Annotated in this window: 26 protein-coding genes; 9 read left to right on the top strand and 17 right to left on the bottom strand. The window is 62.9% G+C overall.

The window, feature by feature from the left end:
• Nucleotides 1–5 precede the first annotated feature (5 nt).
• Together QZ613_RS15660 and QZ613_RS15655 are read right to left on the bottom strand one after the other, a co-directional pair.
• A complete protein-coding gene (locus QZ613_RS15660) occupies nt 6–407 on the bottom strand; it encodes a hypothetical protein (RefSeq protein WP_291864320.1) in 402 nt (133 codons plus the stop codon).
• Nucleotides 408–555: 148 nt separating this feature from the next.
• Nucleotides 556–1,245 carry an ABC transporter ATP-binding protein gene (locus QZ613_RS15655; RefSeq protein WP_291864322.1) on the bottom strand — a complete coding sequence of 230 codons (690 nt, stop codon included), beginning with the start codon at nt 1,243–1,245 and terminating at the stop codon, nt 556–558.
• A 27-nt stretch (nt 1,246–1,272) separates the two neighbouring features.
• Between QZ613_RS15655 and QZ613_RS15650 the strand changes: the two genes are divergently transcribed.
• Nucleotides 1,273–1,890 carry an arylesterase gene (locus QZ613_RS15650; RefSeq protein WP_043566033.1) on the top strand — a complete coding sequence of 206 codons (618 nt, stop codon included), beginning with the start codon at nt 1,273–1,275 and terminating at the stop codon, nt 1,888–1,890.
• 45 nt (nt 1,891–1,935) lie between these two features.
• A complete protein-coding gene (gene mnmH, locus QZ613_RS15645; RefSeq protein WP_291864325.1) occupies nt 1,936–2,988 on the top strand; it encodes a tRNA 2-selenouridine(34) synthase MnmH in 1,053 nt (350 codons plus the stop codon).
• Between the two features lie 77 nt (nt 2,989–3,065).
• On the opposite strand, the gene QZ613_RS15640 is transcribed toward mnmH, so the two are convergent.
• The gene (locus QZ613_RS15640; RefSeq protein ID WP_043566039.1) at nt 3,066–3,611 is read right to left on the bottom strand and encodes a class I SAM-dependent methyltransferase; all 546 of its coding nucleotides are present in this window, start codon (nt 3,609–3,611) and stop codon (nt 3,066–3,068) included.
• A 50-nt stretch (nt 3,612–3,661) separates the two neighbouring features.
• On the opposite strand from QZ613_RS15640, the gene QZ613_RS15635 reads away from it, so the two are divergent.
• Together QZ613_RS15635 and QZ613_RS15630 are read left to right on the top strand one after the other, a co-directional pair.
• Nucleotides 3,662–4,105, top strand: a complete 444-nt coding sequence (locus QZ613_RS15635; RefSeq protein WP_043566043.1) for an OsmC family protein — start codon at nt 3,662–3,664, stop codon at nt 4,103–4,105.
• Nucleotides 4,106–4,335: 230 nt separating this feature from the next.
• Nucleotides 4,336–7,026, top strand: a complete 2,691-nt coding sequence (locus QZ613_RS15630; protein ID WP_043566049.1) for a bifunctional acetate--CoA ligase family protein/GNAT family N-acetyltransferase — start codon at nt 4,336–4,338, stop codon at nt 7,024–7,026.
• A 126-nt stretch (nt 7,027–7,152) separates the two neighbouring features.
• Here QZ613_RS15630 and QZ613_RS15625 read toward each other — a convergent pair whose 3' ends face one another.
• The 3 genes from QZ613_RS15625 to QZ613_RS15615 form a co-directional block, all read right to left on the bottom strand.
• Nucleotides 7,153–7,350, bottom strand: a complete 198-nt coding sequence (locus QZ613_RS15625; RefSeq protein ID WP_043566053.1) for a DUF3460 family protein — start codon at nt 7,348–7,350, stop codon at nt 7,153–7,155.
• Between the two features lie 72 nt (nt 7,351–7,422).
• Entirely contained in the window at nt 7,423–8,862 is a 1,440-nt protein-coding gene (locus tag QZ613_RS15620; protein ID WP_291900784.1) for a PIG-L family deacetylase, read from the bottom strand.
• 68 nt (nt 8,863–8,930) lie between these two features.
• A complete protein-coding gene (locus tag QZ613_RS15615) occupies nt 8,931–9,827 on the bottom strand; it encodes a GNAT family N-acetyltransferase (protein WP_291864332.1) in 897 nt (298 codons plus the stop codon).
• A gap of 285 nt (nt 9,828–10,112) precedes the next feature.
• Here QZ613_RS15615 and QZ613_RS15610 point away from each other — a divergent pair, with 285 nt between their 5' ends.
• Nucleotides 10,113–11,240 (top strand): glycosyltransferase, encoded by a 1,128-nt coding sequence (locus QZ613_RS15610; protein ID WP_291900781.1) that lies wholly within the window; start codon nt 10,113–10,115, stop codon nt 11,238–11,240.
• 65 nt (nt 11,241–11,305) lie between these two features.
• On the opposite strand, the gene QZ613_RS15605 is transcribed toward QZ613_RS15610, so the two are convergent.
• Genes QZ613_RS15605 through QZ613_RS15590 form a run of 4 tightly spaced genes read right to left on the bottom strand, consistent with a single transcriptional unit; the run spans nt 11,306 to nt 14,861 of the window.
• Nucleotides 11,306–11,941, bottom strand: a complete 636-nt coding sequence (locus QZ613_RS15605) for a CatB-related O-acetyltransferase (protein WP_043566064.1) — start codon at nt 11,939–11,941, stop codon at nt 11,306–11,308.
• Between the two features lie 6 nt (nt 11,942–11,947).
• Nucleotides 11,948–12,832 (bottom strand): glycosyltransferase, encoded by an 885-nt coding sequence (locus tag QZ613_RS15600; protein WP_043566067.1) that lies wholly within the window; start codon nt 12,830–12,832, stop codon nt 11,948–11,950.
• Nucleotides 12,829–13,980: a glycosyltransferase gene (locus QZ613_RS15595; protein ID WP_043566256.1), complete on the bottom strand. Its 1,152-nt coding sequence runs from the start codon at nt 13,978–13,980 to the stop codon at nt 12,829–12,831. Before QZ613_RS15595 ends, QZ613_RS15600 begins: the two co-directional genes overlap by 4 nt.
• Nucleotides 13,980–14,861, bottom strand: a complete 882-nt coding sequence (locus QZ613_RS15590) for a DUF6625 family protein (RefSeq protein ID WP_043566258.1) — start codon at nt 14,859–14,861, stop codon at nt 13,980–13,982. Before QZ613_RS15590 ends, QZ613_RS15595 begins: the two co-directional genes overlap by 1 nt.
• 316 nt (nt 14,862–15,177) lie before the next feature.
• Between QZ613_RS15590 and QZ613_RS15585 the strand changes: the two genes are divergently transcribed.
• Nucleotides 15,178–16,368, top strand: coding sequence for an O-antigen ligase family protein (locus QZ613_RS15585; RefSeq protein ID WP_291983146.1), 1,191 nt, complete (start codon nt 15,178–15,180; stop codon nt 16,366–16,368).
• An 88-nt stretch (nt 16,369–16,456) separates the two neighbouring features.
• On the opposite strand, the gene QZ613_RS15580 is transcribed toward QZ613_RS15585, so the two are convergent.
• The 7 genes from QZ613_RS15580 to QZ613_RS15550 all read right to left on the bottom strand — a co-directional run bounded on the left by QZ613_RS15580 (nt 16,457) and on the right by QZ613_RS15550 (nt 21,155).
• Nucleotides 16,457–17,578 (bottom strand): alkene reductase, encoded by a 1,122-nt coding sequence (locus tag QZ613_RS15580; RefSeq protein WP_043566069.1) that lies wholly within the window; start codon nt 17,576–17,578, stop codon nt 16,457–16,459.
• Between the two features lie 390 nt (nt 17,579–17,968).
• Nucleotides 17,969–18,958: an NAD(P)H-dependent glycerol-3-phosphate dehydrogenase gene (locus tag QZ613_RS15575; protein ID WP_043566072.1), complete on the bottom strand. Its 990-nt coding sequence runs from the start codon at nt 18,956–18,958 to the stop codon at nt 17,969–17,971.
• 12 nt (nt 18,959–18,970) lie between these two features.
• Nucleotides 18,971–19,405 carry an SH3 domain-containing protein gene (locus QZ613_RS15570; RefSeq protein ID WP_043566074.1) on the bottom strand — a complete coding sequence of 145 codons (435 nt, stop codon included), beginning with the start codon at nt 19,403–19,405 and terminating at the stop codon, nt 18,971–18,973.
• Between the two features lie 31 nt (nt 19,406–19,436).
• The gene (gene secB / locus QZ613_RS15565) at nt 19,437–19,928 is read right to left on the bottom strand and encodes a protein-export chaperone SecB (protein WP_043566079.1); all 492 of its coding nucleotides are present in this window, start codon (nt 19,926–19,928) and stop codon (nt 19,437–19,439) included.
• Nucleotides 19,929–20,022: 94 nt separating this feature from the next.
• The gene (gene grxC / locus QZ613_RS15560) at nt 20,023–20,298 is read right to left on the bottom strand and encodes a glutaredoxin 3 (RefSeq protein ID WP_043566081.1); all 276 of its coding nucleotides are present in this window, start codon (nt 20,296–20,298) and stop codon (nt 20,023–20,025) included.
• Nucleotides 20,295–20,714 (bottom strand): rhodanese-like domain-containing protein, encoded by a 420-nt coding sequence (locus QZ613_RS15555; protein ID WP_043566082.1) that lies wholly within the window; start codon nt 20,712–20,714, stop codon nt 20,295–20,297. The genes grxC and QZ613_RS15555 overlap by 4 nt, the downstream gene beginning before the upstream one ends.
• Nucleotides 20,715–20,846: 132 nt before the next feature.
• Nucleotides 20,847–21,155: a metalloregulator ArsR/SmtB family transcription factor gene (locus QZ613_RS15550; RefSeq protein WP_042335199.1), complete on the bottom strand. Its 309-nt coding sequence runs from the start codon at nt 21,153–21,155 to the stop codon at nt 20,847–20,849.
• Nucleotides 21,156–21,362: 207 nt separating this feature from the next.
• Here QZ613_RS15550 and QZ613_RS15545 point away from each other — a divergent pair, with 207 nt between their 5' ends.
• From QZ613_RS15545 to QZ613_RS15535, 3 genes are read left to right on the top strand one after another with little or no spacing between them, the layout of a single operon-like run.
• Entirely contained in the window at nt 21,363–23,042 is a 1,680-nt protein-coding gene (locus tag QZ613_RS15545) for a peptidoglycan DD-metalloendopeptidase family protein (RefSeq protein WP_291983144.1), read from the top strand.
• Nucleotides 23,043–23,063: 21 nt separating this feature from the next.
• Entirely contained in the window at nt 23,064–24,497 is a 1,434-nt protein-coding gene (locus QZ613_RS15540; RefSeq protein ID WP_043566084.1) for a S41 family peptidase, read from the top strand.
• 25 nt (nt 24,498–24,522) lie between these two features.
• Entirely contained in the window at nt 24,523–24,948 is a 426-nt protein-coding gene (locus tag QZ613_RS15535; RefSeq protein ID WP_043566087.1) for a hypothetical protein, read from the top strand.
• The last annotated feature ends 61 nt before the right edge of the window (nt 24,949–25,009 follow it).

The raw sequence follows: 25,009 nt of genomic DNA, 5'->3' as shown, positions 1-25,009 counted from the left end.
CGCCGTCAGCCGGGAGCTTTCCAGCCGTCGATGCGCGTTCGTGAGCACTCGACGCTGGCCGCCGAGAAGAGGTCGGGGTGGCGGACGACGACCTCTTCGAAGGCGTAGTCCTCAAGGCCCAGTTCGCACAAAGCCGGATAACCGGTGACGTCCGGGTCGCGATTCACGGTGCGCTCGACGGCGCCGATGATGCCGTGGCGCTTTATCAGCTGCCAGGTGCGCAGGTCCCGTGTGGCCTTGCCATTCCTGGCCGAGAGCACGCCTTCGTAGGCATAAACCGCCTCCAGGCATTGACGCTCCGGTTCGCTGCCGGCGCCGTACTTCTGCGCACGCAGTTCGAGCGCGCGCTTGCGCGCCGCTACCGCCAGATCGGGGCGCCCGCGTTCGAGAACATTTCTCTCGAACATGGCGCACTCTTCGGGCGTCTTGAGGTTTGCTACTCGTTCGACCATCAGCGACATAAGATTCCTAAGCTGTTGAACTACGGTGATTACTGCCAGCGCGGAAGAAAATGGGGCATCTCCCTCCTCGGCGCCTCGTTTCTCGCCCAGCCGGCTACGACCGGTGCCGCCACTCGGCGCCGACCTCTTCCAGCTGCCCGGCGTCCATGCGCAGACGACGCCGACAACGCGCGGCGATCTCCTCGTCATGGGTGACCAGAATCAGCGTCGTCGCGCTTTCGGCATTGATGGCGAACATCAGTTCGATCACCTGATGGCCGGTCACCGCGTCGAGATTGCCGGTCGGCTCGTCGGCAAGCACGAGCCTCGGCCCCGGCGCAAAAGCACGGGCCAGAGCCACGCGCTGCTGCTCGCCACCCGAGAGATGCTTCGGATAATGCTTCAGGCGATGCGCCAGCCCAACTCGCTGCAGCCAGCGCTCGGCCTCGCTGCGAGCGTTGGCAGCGCCCGCCAGTTCAAGCGGCAACATGACGTTTTCGATCGCCGTCAGCGACGGCAGGAGCTGAAAGGTCTGAAAGACGAAACCCAGCAGCCGACCTCGCAACACGGCCCGCGCATCCTCATCCAGCGCCCCCAGATTCTCGCCCGCCAGAATCACCGCGCCGCTACTCGGCTGGTCGAGACCCGCCATCAGACCAAGCAGGGTTGACTTGCCCGAACCCGAGGCGCCGACAATGGCCACCGTTTCGCCCGCCGCGACGGCGAACGAAATCTCGTGCAGAATGGTCAACGGCTGGCCACCGCTGTCGACACGCTTGGCCAGATCGCGAACCTCAATCACCATTGCTGCTGCCTCTCCTACCACGCCACCATGCTCCGTTTCCCGATATGTCACTCCCTGTTGCTCGCCGGACTGCTGTTGCTTGCCCCCGCTGCCTTGGCGGCACGCACCATACTGGTCTTCGGTGATTCGCTGTCAGCGGGCTACGGCATCCGCCAGGATGCGTCCTGGCCAGCCTTGCTGGCCAGACGCCTGCAGGAGAAGAAGCTCGATTATAGCGTCGTCAATGCCAGCATCTCCGGAGAAACGTCCGCCGGCGGCCGCGCGCGCATCGGCGCGGCACTGAACAGGTACTCGCCACAGGTGGTCATCGTTGCCCTCGGCGCCAACGACGGCCTGCGTGGACTGCCGGTGGCGCAGCTGCGTGAGAACCTCAGCGCCATCGTCGCCAGCGCTCAGCAACACAAGGCGCAGGTCCTGCTCGTCGGGCAACGCGTACCGCCCAACTATGGCGCCTACGCGACTGAATTCCACAACACTTTCGCCGCCGTGGCCCGGGCCCGCAAGGCCGCACTGGTGGACTTCCTGCTCGAGGGGGTGGCGACCAGAGCACAGCTCTTTCAGGCCGACAATCTGCATCCTACCGCTGCCGCACAACCCCTGCTGCTCGACAATGTCTGGCGCGGATTGGCGCCACTGCTAGAATAACGGGTTGTCTCAGCCACAGGACTTGCGCAGCATGCAGGCAAGCGTATGAAACGCGATATCGCGACCGTCGAACAGCTCGGCGAACTCTCTTCGTTTGACCAGATCATCGACGTCCGTTCGCCGGGCGAGTTTGCCGAGGACCACATTCCGGGGTCGATCAACTGTCCGGTACTCGACAACCAGCAGCGGATCGAAATCGGCACCCTCTACAAGCAGGCGTCGCCCTTCGAGGCCAAGAAGCTTGGCGCGGCCTACGTGTCCACGAACATCGCCAGGCATCTGCAGGCACAGTTTCTCGACCGCCCGAAGAACTGGCGCCCGCTGATCGTCTGCTGGCGCGGCGGTCAGCGCAGCGGCGCCATGACCTACGTCTTCCGGCGTGTCGGCTGGGACGCGCAGCAGCTGGAAGGCGGCTACAAGGCCTATCGCCGACTGGTCGTCGAGCAACTCGCCGAGGTACCCCGGCAGCTGCAGTTCAAGGTCCTCTGCGGCGCCACCGGCAGTGCCAAGAGCCGCATTCTGCAAGCCATCGGGCGGCGCGGGGAACAGGTGCTCGACCTCGAGGAGCTCGCCTGCCACAAGGGCTCGGTGCTCGGCGTCCTGCCCGACTCGGGGCAGCCGTCACAGAAGATGTTCGAGTCGCAATTGCTGACCACGCTGCGCTCGCTCGACGCCAGTCGCCCGGTCTACGTCGAAGCCGAGAGCCGCAAGATCGGTTCGCTGCAAGTACCGGCAGCACTGATCGAAACCATGCGTGCCGGCGAATGCTTCAATATCGAAGCGTCTTTCGCCGCTCGCGTCGATTTTCTCTTGCGCGACTACGACTATTTCCTGCTCGCACCCGAGCGACTGACCGCCTGCCTGCACCCATTGCGCAACCAGCAAAGCACGGAAACCCTCCAACGCTGGCAAGGCTACGTGCGCGACGCGCGGTGGCGAGAACTGGTGAGCGAACTGCTTGAACTGCACTACGATCCGCTCTACAGTCGCTCGCAGACGCGAAACTACGGCGGATTCGCAGCCCCGGCGCGCTTCACCAGCGACGACCTGACGCCCAGCGGCATCGAAGCGCTGGCCCTGAGAGTCAGTGGCGAGTAGTGGTTCCGCGGTCGCGTGGTCACCTGGTCCATGGTCGCGCGCGCGACGGGTTCGCTGCGCCAAGCGCCAGGTCGGCGTCAGAGCAAGGCAGCAAGCGCCCCGCGGCAGGCGCAAAGGCGCTGCAGCATCGCCGGCCTGGGAGAGGCGACCTGGCCTTCTTCGAAAGCCACCACCCGCCAGCCACGCTGCGCCATCCAGGCGAGCATCTCCTGCGAGCGCAGCAGGAAATCGGGATTCGACGGCTTGCCGTAGCGCTCATTGCCGACCATGAAGGTTTCGTAGATCAGGACCCCGGGTTCGGCGAGACAGGCCAGGAGCTCGTCGATGCGCGGGCGAAACAGATAATTGGTGACCACGATGCCCGCGAACAGACGACCGCGATAGGGCCAGCGGCCGTCTTCAAGATCGGCCTGGAGCAGCGTCACGCGCTCGCTACCGTGCAGCGAAGCGAGCGCCTGCGAACTGCGATCGACTGCCTCGACGCGGTAACCGAGCCCGGCCAGCAAGCGCGCATGGCGGCCACTCCCGCAGGCCAGGTCGAGGACCTCGCCGGGCTCGGGAATCAGCTGCGCAAAGCGCCGTACCCAGGGCGACGCGGGCGATTCTTCGGGCGAAGCTGCCATGCGGAGCCTTCCTTCCATTATCATTCGGCAAAACTCTCGGAGAGCACAGCATGGCACAGGAGCAAGCAGCCGTGGTCGTCAGCGAGAACGGCCTGGGACCCTACCAGCAGACGGTTCGCCTCGGCAGACACACGCTGATCGCCGACGAGCCGGTGGCGATGGGCGGCGAGGACGCCGGCCCGGAACCGATGGACTTCCTGCTCGCCGGCCTCGGCGCCTGCACCTCGGTGACCCTGCGCATGTATGCCAAGCGCAAGCATTGGCCACTGGCCGCGGTCAGCGTCGCGCTGACGCACGACAAGCTCGAGCTTGACGGCGGCCGTGGCAAGGTCGATCGCATCAGCCGCGTGATCACGCTGGCCGGCGAACTGACCGCGGAGCAGCGCGAGCGGCTGCTGGCCATCGCCAACAAGTGCCCGATGCACCGCACACTGCAATCCGACACGCGCATCGACAGCCGGCTCGACGTCGGCGCGGTAACCGCAGCCGCCTAGGCATGTCCGTCTGCTTGGCTGCTCGGGAAACACCGGTTGCGGGCCGCTCGGCGATGCCCGCAGCGCCGCGCACCGGTGCCTGCCCAGGGGTCGCTCGCGGGGTGATTAATGTCACACTGCGGCGTCATCAAGCGCGTCATATCTAGAGACTTGACAGGGCATCTGTGATAAATTGATGCAGTGCAACATCCGCCCGTACCGCGCCTCTCAAACACGAGGTGAAAGTCCCCATGCTAGAACATCACTACCTCACCACCCTGTTTGAACCCAAGTCTGTCGCGGTCATCGGCGCTTCGGAGCGAGAGAACTCGGTCGGCAACGTGCTCTTCAGGAACATCCTCGATTCTGGCTACAAGGGTCGTCTCTACCCGATCAACAAGGGGCACGACAGCGTCCAGGGCGTACCGGCCTACAAGTCCATCGAGGAGATCAGCGCTCGCGTCGAACTGGCGATCGTCGTCACCAGGCCGCAGACCGTGCCGAAGATCATCGAGCAATGCGGTCGCAGCGGCGTCAAGAACGCCATCGTCATCTCGTCCGGCTTTGCCGAAGCGGGTCACTCGGGCGCTGCGCTCGAACGCAAGATGATGGAAATCGCACGCAGCTACGGCGTTCGCCTGCTGGGCCCCAACTGCCTGGGGATCATTCGCCCCGACCTCGGACTCAATGCCACCTTTGCCAGCGTGCACGCGCACGTCGGCAATCTGGCGCTGGTCGCGCAGTCGGGCGCCATCTGCTCGGCGGTTCTCGACTGGGCGGCAAGCAACCGCATCGGCTTTTCCAGCGTCATCTCGCTGGGTGGCACCGCCGACGTCGATTTCGGTGAAATCCTCGACTACCTGATCTACGACAACCGCAGCCACTACATCCTGCTCTACGTCGAAGGCATTCGCGACGCCCGCCGCTTCATGAGCGCGCTACGCTCGGCGGCGCGCATCAAGCCGATTGTCCTGCTCAAGGCCGGTCGCCACGCCGGCGGGCTGGCCGCCGTCGAAACGCACTCCGGCATGGCCGGCGGTTCGGACATCGTCTTCGATGCGGCGGTGCGCCGTGCCGGCGTGGTGCGCGTAAAAAACATCGGGCAGCTGTTCTACGCCGCCAAAGCACTGGCCTCGAAATTCCGTCCGCAAGGCAAGCGTCTGGCGATCATCACCAACGGTGGCGGACCGGGAGCCATGGCCGCCGACCGCGCCGGCGACCTCGAAATCCCCCTCGCCGAGTTGTCGCCAAGCACCATGCAAGCGCTCAATGCGGCGATGCCGGGAACCTGGTCGCAAAGAAATCCGGTGGACATCGAGGGGGATGCGACACCCAAGCGCTATCACGATGCGATTCTCGCCGTTGCCGAGGACAGCGAAGTCGACGGCGTTCTGGTCATGCTCTCACCGCAGGCAATGACCGACCCGATGGAAGTCGCCAAGGCGGTGATCGAGGTGGACCTGCTGACCGCCAAGCCGATTCTCACCTGCTGGATGGGCGAGGAACAGGTCGGTGAATCGCGCAGCATGCTGGAAGAGGCCGGCATCCCGTCCTTCCGGATGCCCGAAACCGCCATCGAACTGTACTACCACATCTCGACCTACTACTGGAACCAGAAGCTGCTCTTGCAGACACCGGCCCCCCTTTCCAAGCACGCCCGCCCGGAAACCGAAGGGTCCAAGATGTTGATCGACGCGGTATTGCACGAGCGCCGCAAGATCCTCTCGGAAATGGAATCGAAGGCGATCCTGCGCGCCTTCCGCATTCCCGTTGCGCAGACCATGGTCGCGCACACACCGACCGAATCGCTGCTGCTCGCCGAACAGATTGGCTTCCCTATCGCCATGAAGATCGATTCGCCGGACATCGTGCACAAGAGCGAGGTCGGCGGCGTGCGGCTGAACATCACCAACGCGCCGGCGGTTCGCAATGCCTACCACGACATCATCGAGACGATCAAGAAGCGGCACCCGACGGCACGCATCAATGGCGTATCGATCGAACCCTACCTGGCGCGCCCGAACGGCCGCGAGCTGATGATCGGCGTATCGCGCGATCCGATCTTTGGTCCGATCATCACCTTCGGCGCCGGCGGCGCCGAAGTCGAGGTGTTCAGCGACCGGGCCGTCGCCTTGCCGCCGCTCAACCGCTTCCTGGCCCGCGACCTGATCGCGTCGACGCGCGCTTCGAAGCTGCTCGGCGAGTTCCGCAACATGCCGCCGATCAACCTCGAAGCGCTCGAAGACGTGCTGCTGCACGTCTCGCAAATGATCTGCGAACTGCCATCACTGCACGAACTCGACCTGAACCCGTTGATCGTCGACGAGAACGGTGCCATCGCGGCGGACGCGCGCATCGTCATCGACTATGCGGCACCGTCGGGCGACCGCTATTCGCACATGGCGATCCACCCCTACCCGGTGCATCTGATCCAGGAATGGGAACTGCCCGATGGCCGCGTGGTAACCATTCGCCCGATCCGCCCGGAAGACGCCGAGCGCGAAAAGGAGTTCGTCATCTCGATGTCCGACGAAAGCAAGTACTACCGTTTCATGGACACCATTCGCGAGCTGACGCAGACCATGCTCGTGCGTTTCACGCAGATCGACTACGACCGCGAAATGGCTCTGGTCGCGACGATCCTCGACGCAGAAGGCAAGGAAGTCCAGATCGGCGTTGCCCGCTACGTCACCAACCCGGACGGCGAATCGGTCGAGTTTGCCCTGGCAATCGCCGACGACTGGCAAAAACACGGCGTTGGACGCAAGCTGATGAGTGCACTGATCGCCTGCGCGCGGGCCAAAGGCTACCGCACCGTCGTCGGCGACGTGCTGTCGATGAACTCCAAGATGTTCAGTCTGATGAGCAAGCTTGGTTTCACCATCCACCCGCATCCGGACGACCCGGCGGTCAAGCGCGTCATCAAGCCCCTCGCCAGCTAGAATGGCGGCGCCGTGGCCGGGCCATGGCGCCGCCCTGCCCAGTCTCCAGATCGAGCCGGAACAAGGCAAGAAGCGACCGCGCCCTGCGCGGGCCGGTCACTGCTTGCGCCGACTCCCTGAAGACGCTTACTGCTGTTCGAAATTCACGTCGTAGGGATAGGGCCGCGGCGGGTCGCCGGCTTCCCGGTACGCCTTCTGCTCGTCGAGATCGGTCTTCCTGTCCCAGAAGATCGCCCGCCCGCGACGTTGGTCTTCAAGCCACTCGGGATGCTTGGCCATCATCTCGCGCATGAACTTGGTGTGCTCGGATTCGTACAAGGCCATCTGGCCTACTCCCCATAAAAAACAGCTGTGATCAGCGACATCGTCGACCACCGCATTATACGCTTGCCGCGCTCAGGCGCTCCCTCGCCGTTCCAGGTGGCGAACCCAGAACAGCTCGTGCCGGCGAACAGCCTTGCGGAAGAATTCGTTCTCTCCGCTGGCAGGCCACTGGCGCGCGGCGAGCAGTTTCTGGATCGTCCGCCGCAGGCGCTTCTTGCAGGGCAGAGTGCCCTGCAGGTCGTGCTGCATGGCCAAGGCCATGGCCTTGTCGATCTGTACTGCCGGGCTCAGGCAGGGGCTCCACAGCGCGTCGGGCGGCAACGGCGCCAGCGCCGGTGGCAGGGCGACTCCCTGCCCGGCCGGGCCCATCGGCCAGCGGTCGTTGTCGTGCAGGTGATTGGCATAGAGGAGACCAATTTCCGGCTTCCAGCACGAGCACTCGACCGCTTGCAGCAGAGCCTGCGTACCGGCTATGTGGTCGGCGTGCGGATCGAGCTCGGGGTGCGGCATGACGACCACTTCGGGGCGAAAGTGCTCGAGCAACGCCACCAGGTCGGCGAGCAGGTTCTTTCCGGACGGCAAACCGTCGGCGTCCGCTGGCAGGGGAAGCGGGTTGTGCGCTCGCGCCTGGCGCACGTCTGCGCCACCGGACTCGCGTGAAGCAAACGATTGCTCGGGTTCGGCGAGCATCGCCGGCAACTGCAGGCAGTAGTAGCCCAACTGCACGCAGCAGCTCTGCGCAACGCCACCCCAGAGCGGCACGGCGAGGCTGTCCCAGGTCCGCAGACGCCCCTTCAGGCACGCCGCGGCGGCGCTATCCAGGCCCAGGGACCGATACCGATCCGCCTCGATCTCGCCCTGCGTGAGGGTCACGATGGTCACCCCACCGTTTTCGCGCGAGCGGGCGAACCCTGCAGCACGGCTGTACAGGCCATAGGCCGCCAGCTCGGCGTCGTCGGCGTGTGGCGCGATGAGCATCATGCGCCGCCGGGAGTAGTCGGGGTTGTCCAGCACGTGCAGGAGGGCGGTCGGCGGCAGGCGGCAGAAGCGGCCACTGATCGACAGCTCATTCCTGGCCAGGGCCGCCGCCTGCCCGGAGAGGTTCAGATAGCGTCGCCCGTTGACAGCGCGCTCGAAGTCCTGCCGGTCGTCGCCGAGAACGACGTGGGGGTCCAGACAGTGGCCAAGCAGGGTGCTCTGCAAATGCAGCTCGAGAATCAGCGTTTCGCCAGCCGCCAGCGGTGCGCTCAACTGCACCCGCCCGGCGATCAGCGAGACCGTCTGCTGCGCCGTTTCGGCCGGGAAGTGGTATTGGTAGTCGTCCTGCGGCGAATAGAAGAGGTGGTCGGCAAACCAGGCCTCGTGCGCCACCCAGCCAGGCAGCAACAATACCGGCGGCAACCACCAGGCGACGAAGACCCCGAGCGCGGCGAGCAGCAGCAGCGCGACCAGCAGGAGGAAGCGCTTGCGCTGGCGGTGTCGCTTCAGCAATTGCTGTTTTCTTGAACTCATGGGTGCTCTCGGACGGTGGCCCCGCTCGCCAGGCGAGGCATGTTCATGACTACGCTCTTTCGTGCACTCTATATTCGATACGCCGGCACCCGGTGGCACCAGCGATCCTTGTACTCGCGATCGGCACGGCCAAAGGAAAAGCGCAAGGGCTTGCCGAGCGCGCGCGCCTCTGCCCAGGCGCTCTGCGTATTGATGAAACTGAGCACGCTTCCCGGGCTGAAATCACGCGTTGCGGGATCGACACCGCCATTGATGTACTCCAGAGAAATCCACGCCGGGGCTTCGACGCGATAGAGAATCTGAACGGCGATCGGCTGCTCGTGACGCAACAGGACGGCGCCGGTCATGAACTCGCGCAGGAGCGTGAACACCTCCGCCAGATGCTCGTGGCCCCTGGCCGCAAAACCCCAGCGACGCTGAAAGAGATCGGCATACATGGCGGCCTGCTCGCACGGCGAAAACTCGCTCATCTGGCGTACCTGCCCGCCGGCCTCTTCGAGCAGGCGAAGCTCACGCCGCTGGTTGTAGCGAAACTTCTTCGAGTAGTCCTCGGGCGCACGCGCCAGCGCCAGGCCTTCCGGCTGCGCCTTGAGTTCGCCGATCCGTCCGGCGTTGAGCTCCGACACGTAACGCATGTGCTGGCGCACCGGCACGCAGGCGTGTGCGGCAATCGGCAGGATCACCTCGGCGTTGCCCAGATCAAACAGGTCGCGCTGGCCGCGCTGTTTCAACACCGCCTTCGACAGCGCCAAGTGGCGCCCCCAGCAGGGAATCGCCGCCACCAAATCTTCGCCGGAAGGGCAGCCTAGGTAGCGCACCCGGATTCCCGCCAGCGCCGAGAGTCGCTCGACGACTGCCGGATGGGTGAACACGCTGCCGCCGAAGCGCTGCCACGCGGTGGCATACGCCGCGGCATCGATTTCGCTCCAGCCGCGCTCGCGCCAGACTCGCAGCCGATTCAACATGCGTCGGCGGAGCGTGTGCAGAGGCGGGTCATGACGGCGGGAATCCTCGCTGTTCGCTGCGCCCGGAGGGATCTCCGGGTGCTCGTGGTGGGTGGTCGTTGAACGGCACAAGCGTGCCACTGCCACGGGCGCAAGGATAAACCAATTACCGCGCCGTTTGCCCTGCGTTCGGGATCAGCGCAGGCCATGGCTGGCGCGGTATACTTGCCAACCTCGAGCGCCCCCGGCGCGGCGGCAGGATTGCGCATGGCCAGCAGCAGCCAATCAACATGGAGGACCACGACGATGTCGGCTGAATCGCGCCGCGTGCTGCAGCTCTGCCACAGCTATGGCGCGCCGTTCACGGATGTCGCCTGCCAGTGGGCCAGGCTATTCGCGGGCCAGGGCTGGACGATGACGACCGTATACCTCACCGGCGAACCGGACAGCGAAGTGGTGCGCAACTCCGGCGGCGACGAAGTGCTGTTTCTCGGCTTCGACTCGCGACAGGTGCGCGGACTGAAGCTGGCGGCCATCTGGAAATTGCGCAAGCTGCAGCAGACGCACGCCTTCTCGCTGGCCATTGCCCACCGCTTCAAGCCGATCTACGCCTGCTGCCTGGCGCTGGACATCCCGGTCATCGGCGTGCATCACGCCTTTGGCGACTACCAGCGCCTGGGAAGGCGCCTGCTTGCCCGCGCCTTCGCCAAGCGGCTGGCATTGCTCGGGGTCTCCAATGCAGTGCGCGACGACATTCGCGCGTGCCTGCCGCGCTGGCCCGCAGGGCGCATCCAGACCCAATACAACCACGTCGAACTGGCGGCCTTGCAAGCTCGCCAGCTTGCCAGGAACGAGGCGCGGCGCGCACTCGATCTGCCGCCCGACGCCTACGTCTTCGGCAATGTCGGCCGCTTGCACCCGGACAAGGACCAGGCGACACTGATCCGCGCCTTTGCCCGCCTGCCGCCTGCCGGCGCACTGCTGGCAATTGCCGGGCGCGGTCGCCTGGACGAATCGCTGCAGACCCTGGCCGCCGAGCTGGGCGTCGCTGACCGTGTCCGCTTTCTCGGCCAGGTGCCGGCCATGGACCGCTACTTCCGCGCCTTCGACAGCTTCGTTCTGAGCTCGGATCACGAGCCCTTCGGAATGGTGCTTCTGGAGGCCATGGCCGCCGGGATTGCGGTGCTAAGCACCGATTGTGGCGGCGCCCGCGAAGTGGTCGCGGCCAGCGAGTGGCGCTTTGCTCTCGGCGACGTCGAGAGCCTGTGCAAGTGCATGCTCGCCGTCAGGGCCTTGCACGAGCCTGCCCGGACGGAGCTCGTTGCCGCACAACTGGCACATCTTGAGGCCCACTTCTCGCTGGCCGCCGCACGCCGCCAGTTCTGGGCGCAGCCCTGCCTGCACAGCGGGAGCGAATGCCATTCAGGGGTCTGAACTCCGCCGGTAACGCGGCTGTTCAGCGAGTTCTCCAACTGACCAACCTCGCGCCCGTCAGTCAGTCAGTCGACCGCCTGGCGCAGCGCGCGTTGGCGCGCATAAGCCAAGATGGCCTCGACCTGCTCGCTACAGAGCAAGCGGCTAAGCTTGCGCACTTCCTGCTCGGGCCAATCCCACCAGGCAGCCTCCAGCAACGCTTGCCGCGTCGCCTCAGGAAAGCGCCAGCGAATATGCCGTGCCGGGTTGCCCGCCACCACGGAGTACGGCGCTACGTTTTCGCTAACCACCGCACCGGCAGCGACCACAGCGCCATGCCCCACGCTTACCCCGGACAGGATGACCGCGTTGCTGCACAACCAGACGTCGCTACCAATAAGTACATCGCCTCGACTTACCGCGTATCCCTGAATATCGGCCGCCTCTGGTATCATCGCCGGAAACGGATAGGTGGTAACCCACTCGGTACGATGGTGGCCACCCAGGAAGATCTCTACCGTCTCGGCAATCGACGTGTAGCTGCCCAACTTGAGGATCGTGCCTTCCTTCCAGTCATGCACGATGGGAACACCGTAGGTGCCTACGCCAATCTGATACTGCGGATAGCGCCGACGAAATCTCGCGGGTCCCCGATAGAACTTGGATAAATTGCGGATTGTTTTCTTCGCGCGTCGCTCCAGGAATCTTGCCCAGAAGCCCATATCGCTTCAGCCCCTTTCTAGAGGTGAAAGGTAAAGCCTCATCAGGCCTCGCCACGTCTTCTTCGACCAGCGTTTGAAGGGAATCTGCGCCAACAATTCACGGGCCAAGCCACGGTCACGATTGGAGCACTTGAGAAACATCGAGTTGAGAAAGCGGTAGCGAACCCAATCGTACTGCGGATGTTCGCGAAACAAGGCATAGGTCTTGAGAATGCTCTCGATCATGAAACGGTGATTCTTGTACGAGTTGCTGGCATGCTTGCGATAACGCGCAAGCACCTCCCCCAGGCAATCAATGTAGTAGCCAGCATGGGTGATCTTCAACTCGATCAACAGATCTTCCAGGCGGATTTCAGGATCGAAACCACCGACTTTCGCCAAGGCCTCCTTGCGGAACATCAAAGTTGGCGCCGGAGGATAGGGTTTACGCTCCATGAATACATCTTCGAAATCGAGGCGACGGAAGGGCACGTGCCGACGCTGCCGCTTCTCCGGAAACAATTCGCCAGCCGCATCTATCAGTTCAATGTTACCCGCACAAATGCCAACATCCGGTTTGTCCTGCATATAGGCGACCTGCCTGGCCAGACGCTCGGTGAGCATGATGTCATCCGAACTGAATGGCACTATCAGACTGCCCTTAGCTCGCTTGATGGCGGCGTTCAGAGTATGGGTCAAGCCCTGGTTCTGTTGCTCCTTGAAGTCGAACCCATGCTCGGCCTGCAAGCGGCGGATGCGCTCGACACTGTCATCCGTGGATCCATCATCGATAACCAGCAGCTCCACATGCGGATGGGTCTGATTCAGAATGCTGTGGATGCAAGCCTCGATATAGGGCCCATGGTTGTAAGACGAAATGATCACGGTGACCAGCTCTTGATGTTGATTCATGGGGATGTTCTCGTTTCTTTCAGCGCCTCGTCGATGAGGCGCAGATACTTCTGACGAAAGGCTTCGATATCGTGGTTGGCGCATAGGTAGGCGTAGGCCTGCTCGCCCCTTTCCTTAAGCTGTTGATCACTCAGCCGAAGGTAGTCAGCCAATGCGGCAGTCAACGCATCAACGTCTGCTGGCGGCACGGCAAGGCCACCGGCCCCTTGTATCAACGGCAGCATCGCGGGCACGTTGGAAGCAACCACTGGCAGGTGCCCGCTCATACCTTCGAGCAAGGCCAGCCCCAGACCTTCGGCCAACGAGGGCATGGTCCAGATATCGAAAGCACGAACATACTGTAAGGCGTTCTCGCGAAAGCCCAGCAGATGAACCCTCCCCTGCAAACCGAGCCTGTCGACCTCAGCACGCAAGCGAGGCTCCTCTCGCCCTTTCCCAATGATCGCCAACTGCACCTGCGGATGAACATCCTTCAGCCGGGCGAAAGCCCGGAGCAGGTAGACATGCCCCTTGATCGGCACCAGACGGCCAAACGTACCCAGCAGACGCACCTGCAAGTCGACCCCCAACAAGCGACGCGCCTCATCGCGGGAAAACTGCAGACTCTCGGCCTGGGCGATATCGATGGCATTGGTGATGGCCAGGGTATTCTGCGCGCTAAAACCGCAATTGCATTCGAGCAAGTATTGCCTGACGGCCGGCGAAACGCCGACGAAGCGCCAAGCATGGTCAATCAGATACTTGACCTGAAACCGCCGGTAATAACGCTCGTACTCACCAAAGCCATGTGCAATACCGATGCACAATGGCACTTTCAGCCAGCGGTTCAACTGTAAAAGCATGTTGACCGGCTTGAAGCGGTTGCAGATCACCACGTCGAACCGTTGCGCACGGCAAAAACGATACAGCTGCCACATGGCCTGCAAGCGCAATCCCTTGAGTTGCTTGTCGGAAAACTCGAAATAAACCGAGCGGCCTGCCCGGCTCACTGGCTCGCCTTGCTGCGGCTTGCCACGCAGAAACGCGGCTACCACCTCGTAGCGCTCAGCTGGCAGTGCCTTGACGATTTGCTCTGCGAGGTCGGCGAAGTCATGCTCTTTTACGTTGTAGTCCGGCTGCAGCTGCAAGACCTTTATTCTCTTAGTCATCATTGATCACGCTCGAAGCCTTGCTCACTGATCGACCACGACGAGCTGCCAGCAAACCCGGAAGTGGACTGCAATTGATAGGCCTGAAGCTTTTCCCATTGGTGCCTCTTCCAGACGATAAAGTGGAAATAGGGGAACTCGCGAGCACCATTCACATCGTTCGTCAACTTGCCATCCGTCCAGAACCAACGACGTGGAAAGTTACGATGGCCGTCGACCCAGTCAATGCGAGCATATGGCGTACTATAGGCCTCAACAAATTCGCTGCACCGGTACCACGGGTTGAACACGGTACCGATCAGCCGCTGCAGAAATGCGGGTAGATTCTTGTTTCGCAGGAAGATCCGCGTAAACGCTCCCTCATCCAGCGCATGATGTTCCTGATCGCAGAAACGCCTTTGCCAATCTGGGATCCGCTTGAAGACCTCACGCATGCGCAGGGTATTCCGAATCAGGCACAGGTGACCGGATACGCGCCGAGCGTGAGTCGAGTACAGATCGTAGCCTTGCAGGCGCTCATCCGTGAAGTAGGCACGTAGATCGCCGTAGACCACATCAATATCACCGAAACCCCAAAAATGGTACGCCCGCAGCTCATCCTCGTGGATGAGCCCCAAGGCCGGGCGAATATCACAGAGTTTATAGGCTTTGGTCGGCGAAAAATCGATGCTCAACTTCGTCGAGACCTTGCGGCAATAGTCATTGAGGCTTATCTGAACCACGCGCACGTTTTCCGGACAATGGTCCAGCGGTTGACAGTCGGTATATAGGAGCCAATCGACGCTCGGATTGAACCTGCAACTCTGCAGAAAAAAGGGCATCCAGAAAGGCCATTGACCAAAATACGGCATCACTAGACAGATGCTTGATGACTCGCTCATGAACATCCTTCAGGGGCAACCGAAAAAATTAGCGATAGCGTTTCTCTCTCCCGCACCGGCAGTTGGCGGACAACCGAACGCCGGCGCCCAGCTGAGCCGTTCATGCCGAAGCTGAAGGTGCCCTACGGCAACCCCCGACGTTCTCGAACGGCGGGCACCGGGAACAGACACAGCCTTCCGCAATTAATAGCGACGCCGTACGACGCCCGGCGAACGATTGCCAGTGCGGTTTCTGAAGAGCCAGCTCAACAGGCAGCATCCGGAAAAAATGGTAGCATTGAACCCCCTAGCAGACGAAAGACCGCGAGAAATTCAGATGTATTTTCAGGCACCAGTTCGTTCACAACAAGCCTTCTCTTTCATCTGCAACTGGCTACTCCCGCTCGGTTACTTGAGCTTGCTGGTAGGCTTAGCAGCCCTGCCTGATCGTAGCCTTTACCACAAGCTTTTCTACGCTCTGGTCGGACTTCCCGCCCTGATCGCGCTGCTGTTGAAGCCAGGAACGCTCCGGGTGTTGCTACGCGAGCCGATCATCCTTCTTTTTCTGGCTTTCTCCGCCTGGTCGCTGCTCAGCGTCACTTGGTCAGATACCGACAGCTCGGTCTTCGACCTGCTGAAAAGGCCCCTCTACATCTTCATGCTGTTCTCCGCCTGCGCCCTGCTAAGCCTTCAGGCCAGCAATCGGCTAGAGCAGACCACATTACTTGGCGCACTACTGATGCTTCCGCTGACAGTCTACTCGCTGAGCGCGTTCGCCCTTGCCTGGACCCCCGGCATGAGAATGATCGGCTCAGGAGCATTGGACAATCCCCTGCTGAGCTCACATATTTTCGGTTTTTTTGGCACTCTTTGGCTCGCTTTAAGCATGACCCTGCCGCGACACCAGTCCTGGGTGACGATCGCTCCAGCCTTGGTTTCCGTAGGCGCTCTGATGGCGACCGGCTCGCGCACGCCGCTGGTCGCCATGTCATTGGCCTGTGTCTGGCTGACTGTCGTCTGCTGGAACAGACGTTCGATCGTGCTGATCGCAACAGGCACGGCAGGCTTGGTGGCGTTGCTCCTGCTGTATCCCGATGCACTGCTTGAACGCGGCACTTCCAGCCGAATCGACATCTGGCAGATCGCACTGGGCAAGATTCTCCAGCAGCCGTGGCTAGGCTTTGGCTTCCAGGCCTCGCTGGTGATCGACATCGCGGGCTTTCCAATTCCCTTCAGTGAACCTCACAGTTTTGCGCTTGGCGTGCTGTACTACACGGGCATCGTCGGACTGACCATCTGGCTGGCCATGCACGCGCTGGCGCTCAGCCATTGCTGGCGCAATCGAAACGCGCTACTTTTCGTCATTGCCGGTAGCCTACTGATCTATGGTCTTGGCGCCGGACTTACGGAAGGCGGAGGTATCCTGAGCCGGCCGAAAGAGCACTGGTTCTTGACGTGGATCCCGCTGGCGCTTATCGCTGCCTTGAACATCGCCGCTCACCAGGCTCAGGAGACACCGCTGCGATAAACGGTTCTTCTGACCACCGGTTGTGCTCGCCGGCCGATGCTTCGCACGCGGCGCATAGGAATGCACTGGGCGTAGGCGCCGGTAACGCTCAGGCAGCCGTCACGGCGGCCACGTCGAGCGCCGGATAGTCGACGTAGCCCTTCGCTCCGCCCTTGTAGATCGTCGTCGAGTTCCAGGGTGCCAACGGCGCCCCGATGCGCAGGCGATCGACGAGATCCGGGTTGGCGATGAAGTGCTTGCCGAAGGCAATCAGATCGCCGCGACCGGCACGCAGCGCCGCTTCCGCACGCTCGCGGTCGAAGCCTCCGCAAAGAATCATCGTCCCCGGGAAGCAGGCGCGCAGGTGCGGCAGCAGATCGCCCTGCCGATCGTGGATCCAGCTCCCTTCCTGGTCGTAGACGTGCAGGTGAGCGATGCGCAGGAGCTTCAGCCGCGTCGCCAGGTAGCCATAGCTGACCAGCGGATCGGGATCAGGCTGCATCTCGTGCGCGCTCCCCAGTGGCGAGATGCGTACGCCGACACGCGCGCTGCCAATCGCCGCGGCAACGGCCTGCACGGTCTCCAGGAGAAAGCGCCAGCGATTGGACAGCGAACCGCCATACTCGTCGGCACGGTCGTTGACGTAGGGGCAGCGGAACTGATCGAACAAATAGCCGTTTGCGGCGTGAATCTCGACGCCGTCGAAGCCCGCGGCGACGGCATTGCGCGCTGCGCGGACGAAATCGGTGACGATCAGCCGCACCTCCTCGGTCGTCAGCCCGCGCGGCGCATCGCAGGGCACCATCACCGGCTCGGCGCCGCCGTTTAGGATCGGCACCCGATCACTGTGCAGACCGATTCCGGTCGGCCCCACCGGCGGTGAGCGATCCGCGCGCAGGCTGCTATGGCCGACGCGGCCGACGTGCCAGAGCTGCAGATAGATGCGGCCCCCGGCATGGTGCACGTCTTTGGTCACCTTGCGCCAGCCGGCGACCTGCGCGCCGCTATAGATGCCGGGCGTGCGCGCACAACCGCGTGCCTGCGGCGAGACCGGCGTTCCCTCGGCAATAATCAGGCCGGCCGAGGCGCGCTGTGCGTAGTATCTGGCGGTCATCGCCGGCGGCGCGAGTTGCCAGTCTGTAGCGCGGTTACGGTTCATTGGCGCCATGACGACGCGGTTTGGCAGCAGCTTGCCGCCGAGCGAATGACGAGAAAACAGTTTCTTGAACATTGTTTGCCTACCTCCTTGATGGCTGGGCACACCAGAAATCGAGCAATTTCCGTGCCCGAGAACCATCAGCTTTCGTATATGTTGGTCAGGGTGATGCACCGCCAGCGGTTCGACACTGCGGCGGGCGTACGATCCTCGTGACGATCACCGCTTGCGCGGCCCGCCCGGAATCCGCGACCGCCGCAGCGAACACTGGCGACGCTGGTAGCGCTCACCGGACAGCAAAGGCATCATAGAGCGCGAAAGGTTTCGCATTTGTGGCAGCGGCACCCGCCTCTGCAATTTGCGACCTTCCTTCGAGAGCGCGGTCTGACCCCCAACTGACAAGAAAGTTTCGTCAGCGCCGACGCTTCCAGGACAATTTCCGACCGCAACCCTGTTGGCCGCCCGCTATCTACCCTCGTTCTTCGGATCCCGGCTGAGCAGTTTTTCGACCGCCGATGCTGCCGGTTCAGCGCGATAGAGGATCGCGTCGACGGCCTGCGTGATGGGCATCTCTATCGCCAGCTGGCTCGCCAGGCGCGCAACTTCTCGCGTCGTGCTGACGCCCTCGGCAACGTGGCCGAGATCACGAAGGATCTGTGACAGCGTCTTGCCAGCGGCCAGTTCCAGACCGACACGCCGATTCCGTGACAGGTCGCCGGTGCAGGTAAGGATCAGATCGCCGATCCCGGCCAGCCCCATGAAAGTCTGCGCCTGTCCACCGAGAGCGACACCAAAGCGCGCTATCTCGGCGAGCCCACGCGTAATCAGCGCGGCGCGCGCGTTGAGCCCAAGGCCAAGGCCATCGCAAACGCCGGTGGCAATGGCCATGATGTTCTTCACCGCGCCGCCGACTTCAACACCGGGCAAATCGTCGTTGGCATAGATGCGAAAGCGCGGGCTATGCAGGGCCAGCGCCGTCTGTTGGCCAAATGCAGCGTCGCTGGCCGCCAGCGTCACCGCAGTCGGCAGGCCGCGCGCCACCTCGTCGGCGAAGCTCGGCCCCGACAAGGCAGCACACAAGCGCTGCGCACCCAGCTCTTCCGCGACAATCTGGTGCGGCAGCTTGCCCGTTTCGGCCTCCAGACCCTTGCACGCCCAGATCAGCGGGCTGGCAACCGCGGCATCACGCAGGCGGCAAAGCGTCGGCCGCAGGCCGGCAAGCGGAGTCGCGATCACCAACAGATCGGCGTCGGCTACGGCAGTCGCGAAATCGTCGCCGATGCGCAAGGCCTCGGGAAGACGGCAGCCCGGCAGGTAGCGCGGGTTTTCGCGCCTGTCGCGCAGGGAACGCAGCACTTCCGGCTCGCGCGCCCACAGCGTGACCGTGTGCCGATCGCAGAAAGTGGCGGCCAGCGCGCTACCCCAGGCGCCGGCGCCCAGCACCGTCAACTTCATGTATTCAAAGATTCACAGGCCCCAGATCTGGTCGGCGCGGACGTAGCCCGACTGTCCATCGCGGTGGCGGACCTTTACCCAGCCACCGGGAGCGACTTCGAGGTAATCGAGGGCGACATTCCTCTCGGCTTCGAAGACCAGCGCAGCGGCATCGTCGGCGCCTTTCCGGACCTGCGCACGCGCGGCGACAACGACCACGGAGTGCCGCAAGCCGAGATACTTGCTCTCCAGCCAGGCCATGGCGCCGTCCGAATCCCGCACCTTTGCCCAGCCTTCGAGGTGGACGACCAACTCGACCGGTGTATCGCGCTTGATGACGAAAAGCTTATTGCCCCGCGGGGAAGGCGCATCGTAGAGCACGGTCGCCGTGTCGACCGTGCGAAACTCGACCGCCAACGCCGGTACAGCCGAACCAGCCGCGAGCAACACGCTCAGCCACCGCTTCATTGGCAAGGCCTCTTTTCTTGGCCGCCCCAGCTTACTGGATGGTCGCTTCGCCAGGCTCCTCGGTCGGCGCGTCCTTTGCCGCTTCGGCCTGCTGCTGTTGGAGGCGAGACATGTAAAGCGCTTCAAAATTCACGGGTTGCAGCATTACTGGTGCAAAACCAGCACGGATCACGGCGTCGGAAACGACTTCGCGAGCATAGGGGTAGAGAATATTGGGGCAGGCAATCGACAATACGGCATCCATGTTCTCGCTTGGCACGTGCTGAACGCGGAAGATACCCGCCTGACCGACCTCGACGAGGAAAACGGTCTTCTCTTCTATCTTCGAGGTCACCGTGGCCGTCAAGGCGACCTCGAAGAGCCCTTCGCCGATACCCTGCGCCTTGGTCTGCAACTGGATGTTGATCGCTGGCGTCTCGCGCTCGAGATAAATCTGCGGCGCATTGGGCACTTCGACCGAGAGATCCTTGACGTAGATCTTCTCGATGGAAAAAACGGGGTTCGGGGTTTCTTGTTCGCTCATGGTGTTTTTCGGCCTGTAGTTGGGGGTGGGGAAAAATGCTCGCGGGAAAGTAGCGGGAACTGGCGGGAAGGGCGCGGTCACTCGGCGAGGGTGTTCACCCGGGTTCACCCGCCAGCAAGGGTAACAACTTGCCCGCCTGATCAAAAGCAAGGAGATCGTCGAAACCGCCGACGTGCATCTCACCGATATAGATTTGCGGGACGGTACGTCTGGCGGTCTTCTCGAGCATCTCGCTACGGCGCTCGGGATCGAGGTCGATGCGAATCTTGTCGATCATGACCACGCCGCGGGCAAGCAACAGTTGCTCGGCCCGGATGCAGAAGGGGCAAACGCCGGTGGAGTACATCAGCACCCGCGGCGACTGGGTCATTTCCGCGACCCCTTCTTCAAGGGCAGACCGGCCTCGGCCCACGCGCCGACGCCGCCCTCGAGGGAGTGCAGCCTGGAGAAACCGAGCTTGGCCAGCTTGGAGCAGGCGGCGGATGAACGCATGCCGGATTGACAGATCAGAATCAAGGGATTGTCCTTGAATGACGCCAGCTCCTCGGCCCGCTCGTCGAGCGACCCGACAGGAATGTTGATTGCGTCGGCCGGGTGTCCGGCAACGTATTCGCTCGCTTCACGGATGTCCAGCAACTGCGCATTCTCGCGGTTGATCAATATCGTTGCCTGGGCGGTGGTCAGCGATCGCGAGCCACCGGGGCGGCGCACCGAAAGCACGAGCAGCAGCGTGCCGCTGACCACGGCGACGGCCACCAGGAGAAGATTCTGCTGTATGAATTCCAATCGAAACTCCAGAAATTGACACGAAAAATGGCTAGAACGTGGCACAAACATGGCGAAAAAACGGGGCCACACCAGGAACGAGGCCCGACCCCACTCGCCGGCAAGGACGGGTCGGGCAGCGACAACGCGCCGCTAATCGCCGCAGAACACCTCGCGCATCATGCCAATCAACTGCAGCGTGCGCGCGTCGCCGACCCGATAGTAAACTCGGTTGGCGTCCTTGCGCGCGAGCAGAACTCCCTTTTCGCGCAGGATTGCAAGATGCTGGGAGATATTGCTTTGCGAAGTCCCGACAGCGTCGACGATCTCTTGCACACAGGCATCCTGGTCACCGATCACACACAGAATCTTAAGGCGCAAGGGATGCGAGATCGATTTGAGCGCCCGTGCGGCTTGTTCGATATGCTCCTGCTTGTCGATGATGCTGGTCCGGATAGGCACGTTACGCCAGACTCGCCGTTTATCATATAATCCGCGATTATAGAACAAAACCACCCGCCAAGGGATGCCGCACACGCCTTGGACGCGCTCGCCGGGTTCCCGCTTACCAGCGGCGATGCCGGCCACGTGACCTCACCACCTCGCGACCATCTCGGCCTCCCGGCCCTCTCTCGTCAACTCACGTTTAAGCCAGGCGTGCGCCGCTCATTGACCAACACATCCGCAAGCCCTTTCGACGACGCAACGCCGACCCGCACGGCAGCCAAGGCTGGCGTCGCGGCAAGGCTTCCGGGGAAGCGCCAGGACGCGCTCCTGCCCGCAGCAGCCGCGCGTTCGGCCCGCCGCGCACTCGCACGCAGACTGGCCATTGCCGTGCTCGCCAGCGCCTTTCTCACACCGGCTTTCGCCGCCGACGGCAACAAGGAGCGGCCGGACTCCGCCGCCAGCTCGCCAGGCGACGTCGCCGAAAAGCAGGGGAACCTGAAATCCTTGCGCACCCAGATCGAAGCGCTGCGCCGGGAGATGGTCGCTGCGGAAGGTTCACGCAAGGAATCGGCGGATCAACTCAAGGACGCCGAACGCGCAATTTCATCGACGCAGCGCGACCTTCACCAGCTCAAGGAGCAGATCGCCACGCTACAGGGCAAGCTCAAAGACCTCGATGGCCAAGCCAAGGCGCTCGAGCAAGGGCTGACCCTGCAGCAGCAACAGCTCGAAAAACTGCTCTACAGGCAGTACCTGCGTGGCAATCCGGATGCGCTGCAGCTGTTTCTCAACGGTGACGACCCCCACCAGCTGGCGCGCGACCTGCACTACCTCGAAGCGATTGGACGGGCACGCAGCCAGCTTCTCCTGGAGATCGACACCAACCTGCAGCGGCAAAAGGCCTTGGCCGCCGACGCCCGCGAGCAGGCGGCGCAACTCGCCGCCGCGGAGGACAAGCAGCGCGAGGAACATGCCAAGCTGCTCGCCCAGCGCGCGCAACGCCAGGCGACGCTGGACGGACTGTCTGAACAGATCACCACGCAGAGACGTGAAATCGGCAAGCTGCAACGGGACGAGACACGCCTGACCAACCTCATCGAGCGCTTGTCGAAAATCATCGCCGCCAAGGCTGCCGAAGCACGCCGGGAAGCGCAGCGCCGGGAAGCCGAGAGGCGGGAAGCCGAGAGGCGGGAAGCCGAGAGGCGGGAAGCCGAGCGGCAGGAAGCCGAGCGCCAGGCAAGCGAGCGCCAGGCGGCGGCGCAACGGCAACGGGCCCTGGCACAGCAGGAAATCGTCCGCCAGGAGGCACAGCGCGCAGCCCGCCAGCACAAGCCGGCAGCGCCCGATGCCGGGGCCGGCAGAGAGCCGCCGGAAAGCGAGCCTCTCCGCCCCGAAATCCGCCGCGAAATCCGCCGCGAAATCCGCCGCGAAGCACCGCCGGCAGCGCCGCCGGCAGCGCGCCCGGAAACGCCGCGCGCAAACCCGCCGGCCGACGCTTTCGTCGGCAACCTGGCGAAAATGAAGGGTTCCCTGCGCCTGCCAACCAAGGGGTCGGTAAGCAATCGCTTTGGTAGCGCGCGCCAGGAAGGAAGCACCTGGAAGGGGCTGTTCATCCGTGCCGGCACCGGCAGCGACGTGCGCAGCATCGCCGCTGGCCGCGTCGTCTTTGCCGAATGGATGCGCGGGTTCGGAAATCTGCTCATCGTCGACCACGGTAGCGACTACCTGTCGGTGTACGCCAACAACGATTCACTGCTGAAACAGGTCGGTGACGATGTCCGCGGTGGCGAAAGCATTGCCACGGTCGGCAACACCGGTGGCAACCCGGAATCCGGTTTATACTTCGAAATCCGCCACGATGGGAAACCGCTTGACCCGCTGGCGTGGGTCAACAGCAAATAGGGCGCGCACGGAGTGAAAGAAATGGGCAAGTGGAAACAGGCCGGGCTGGTTTGCGCCGGAGTTCTTGGTGGCATTCTGATCAGCCTGCAGTTTTCGGCGCTGGCCGAAAAGGAGACACGTACAAGCCTGCCCATAGAAGAGTTGCGCACCTTCGCCGAAGTGTTCAATGCCATCAAGAAGGGCTATGTCGAACCTGTCGGCGACAAGACGCTGATCACCCACGCGATCAGCGGCATGCTCTCCAACCTGGACCCGCACTCGACCTACCTTGATGCCGACGCATTCAAGGACCTGCAGGTCGGGACGCAAGGCGAGTTCGGAGGCATCGGTATCGAAGTCGGCATGGAAGACGGACTGGTCAAGGTGGTGTCGCCGATCGAGGACACTCCCGCCGATCGTGCCGGCGTCAAGCCTGGAGACCTGATTTTCAAGATCGACGACACGCTGGTCAAGGGTCTGACGCTGACCGAAGCCGTCAAGCGCATGCGCGGCAAGCCGAAGTCGCAGATCAGATTGTCGATTCTGCGCAAGGGCGAGGCGAAACCGATCGACGTCACACTGACCCGCGAAGTGATCAAGGTGCAAAGCGTCAAGTCGAAGCTGGTCGAAGACGGCTTCGGCTACCTGCGCATCACCTCGTTCCAGGAGAATACTGGCGCAGCGGTGGTCAAGCACCTCAACGACCTGTCCAAGCCTGGGCCGCTCAAGGGGCTGGTGCTCGATCTGCGCAACGATCCGGGCGGCTTGCTGAACAGTGCCGTTGGCGTCTCGGCCGCGTTCCTGCCGCCGGATTCCTTGATTACCTCGACCGATGGGCGCGCACCCGACGCCAAGCACGAGTTTCACGCGTCGCCGGCGGACTATCTGCGCGGCAGCCGGGAAGATTACATCAAGCGCCTGCCGGCCGAAGCGCGCACCGTCCCGATGGTCGTGCTGGTCAATGGCGGCTCGGCTTCGGCGTCCGAAATCGTCGCCGGTGCGCTGCAGGATTACAAGCGTGCCGTCGTCCTCGGCACGACGACCTTCGGCAAAGGCTCGGTGCAGACCGTTCTGCCGCTCCCCGGCAATACCGCCATCAAGCTGACGACGGCACGCTATTTCACGCCTCTGGGGCGCTCGATCCAGGCCAAAGGCATCGATCCGGACATCGTCGTCGAGGAGACGGCCAACGGCGGCTCGACGCAGCGTTTGCGCGAAGCCAACCTCGACCACCACCTTGAGAACAATAGCGAAGCGGACAGTGAGACCGCGGTCAAGGAAGCACCGGCCAAACCGTCAAGCAGCAGGGCACTGCCACCCGCCCAGCCGAAGCCCAGCGGACCGAAGGACAACAAGGACGAAGGCGACGAGGCGGCCGAACTGCCGAGCCGCGAACTGGCTTCGAAAACGGACTACCAGCTGACCCAGGCGCTGAATATTCTCAAGGGCATGCAGATCATCCGCAACAAGCCCTGAACCCCCCTCTCTCCAGGGAAGGAACGTGAAACGACCGGCGGCGACAACGCACAAGACAGCACCGATCCGCAAGCAGCGGAATATCCTGTTTGCCAAGTTTCCTCCGCATCAAGTGCCTGAGGCATCCGAATTCCTCGGCCGGATCGAGCAACTGGAGGTCGAGCGGCGCGAACAGGAGCGCGCCGTCGGCGTCGCCTACGACCTTCACCAGCACTCGCTGGAAGAGCTCGAAGGCTCGCTCGAGGACAATGGCTACCACCTCGACAACACCTTGATGAGCAAGATGATGCGGGCGCTGATCTACTACGTCGAGGAAACACAGCTGCATAACCTCGAGGCGCCGCAGCGGCCACTGAAACGCTCGCAGTCGGAAGCCTACACGCACGCCTGGGAACGTCACCCGCATGGCGACCACGACGACACGCCGCCGGAGTGGCGCGAGTACAAGTAAGCCCGGCATGCAGGGCATTCGCAACATCTGCCGCAGGTGCAGGAAAAGGCCAGGGCCAGCC

It is taken from the genome of Candidatus Accumulibacter sp. ACC005 (assembly GCF_907163215.1).
GTDB lineage: Bacteria > Pseudomonadota > Gammaproteobacteria > Burkholderiales > Rhodocyclaceae > Accumulibacter > Accumulibacter regalis.
This window is presented reverse-complemented; position numbering and strand designations above follow the sequence as displayed.